Here is a 1,873-nt window from a genome sequence, read left to right as displayed (position 1 = left end):
AAAAAGAACATTACGATTAGATGTTGGAATAGCTGGTAACAGTGAAGGTTCAGTGAACTTAATTTTGAATCCATCACCAACGTCTGTTCCTTCATCACCGCTTGATTATGCAATATTTTCGAAAGGTGCTCTTATTACTAACAAAAACCTGACTGTGGAAAATGGCAGTGTTTATTCAGGCGGTGACATGACGATTGACGGTGGTGCGGTGTTTAATATTGACAATTTGATATCAAAAGGTGAGATGGTGATAAATCAAGATAGTGACTCGCGATGTCGTGACAACAATATAGTTGTAAGAAACATGATTTATGTAGAAAAAAGTTTGAAAGCAAATAGGATATCCCCACGCTCAACTAATATTGATGCAAAAACAATTTATGTTGGTCAGGAAATGCAATTATATGGGGCCGGTAGCTATAAGTTTGTACAATTGTTTTCCGATAGCAATGTAAAGCTAGCTGGACCGGGTGTGAACATGGAAGTTTCAGCTTTAGCAAGTATAAGAGGGACACTTGAGGTTATTGATGGAGCAACAGTAACGTTGAAAAGCAACAGTGCGGTTTACTGCAATTCATTGGTAGTACGGAATGGTTCCCGCTTGATTCTTGAAAATGGAGCAAAATTATATATAGCAACAACTCCCGATGCATCCACGATAATATCCATACAAAATAATGGTGGGACAATTTCGTATTCTTCTTCTTTTTCATATCCACCTACGCCAGCTGAGATAGATGAGATAAGAAATCGGGATTATACCAGTGGTTTGCTAACAACACCATTGCCAGCTGATAGTGTTGGTAGTCATCAGCTTGGCAGCACTGCAGACATAACTCAAACCCCACCGCAGATAGTAATATATGGTGAATCCTTTATTAACGATAATGAAGCAAGGATAGAGATATCAGACAGATTGGGATTACCAATTGTTGATTTCTCAACACTCCAGCTGCATTTAATTTCAAGAGGAAACATTACATTTGTGGGTGGCGGCTTAACCATTCTGAATGGTTCAATTATCTCCCTTGGTAATACTTTCAATATTAACACTATGGGAAATCCATATGCAGGACTAACGTTGAAGTATCAAATGCCAAGTCCACCCATTCAGCAGGACATTGAGAATAATACAGGTATTCAACCATCTCAAATAATATATACGGAGGCTGATGCAGTTGGAAGAAAAACTTTATATAACATTTTAAGACGAAACATTGTTATAAAGTAGTAGATGTGAGGATAATAAGTTTATTTAAAACAATGACGAGTGTGGTCAATTGTAATGCTCATTCAGATGGTTGTGGAGGTAGTCTTTGCAGCTTTAAATTAATAAATTTAATTACACTTGAATACAGGAGTTGAAAAATGTGCTTGAAAAACTCTAAGTTTTGTGAGATAATAATATACAGAGGATTGTGATTGCCAAAAGAGTAAAGGCATATATCGAAAGGGCAAACCTGTCGAAAGGCAGGGGCGCAAAGCCATGGGCCTGTCGGAAGTAAAACTTCCTATGGTTGCCAGGCTGCCGAAAATATGCCAAGAGATGAGTGAGATATTTAATTATTGGCAAATGGCATCTGGCGACCGCCAGATGCTTTTATTTTTATATCCATTGTTGTTTTAGTAGCAAAGAATTAATGAACAAGTGGGAAGTACGGAGAGAGTTAAGAGGAAATAGAAAATTATTGTTAGCGTTGTATTTAACTATAGTTAAGAGTTTAAGGAAGTGTGTGAAATGTTGAGAACAAATTGGGAGACCTTTAGTAAAAAAGTATTCAAAATAAATTTGAGTGGAAGTGCTTTAATTATTGTGATAATAATAATTGCTATTTTAAGCACAGTCTTACTGGGGGCGATGTCGGCTGTGTTA

The 1,873-nt window shown here is 37.0% G+C and carries 1 pseudogene and 1 riboswitch; the pseudogene reads left to right on the top strand.

Annotated elements, in window-relative coordinates:
• Window positions 1-1,231, top strand: a pseudogene (locus H964_RS12460) (tapirin); the annotation flags it as partial.
• A gap of 212 nt (window positions 1,232-1,443) precedes the next feature.
• Window positions 1,444-1,533, top strand: a riboswitch (cyclic di-GMP riboswitch).
• Window positions 1,534-1,873: the final 340 nt, after the last annotated feature.

Origin of the sequence: Caldicellulosiruptor sp. F32 (assembly GCF_000404025.1) — a bacterium.
Taxonomy (GTDB): Bacteria; Bacillota; Thermoanaerobacteria; order Caldicellulosiruptorales; family Caldicellulosiruptoraceae; genus Caldicellulosiruptor; species Caldicellulosiruptor saccharolyticus.
This window is presented reverse-complemented; position numbering and strand designations above follow the sequence as displayed.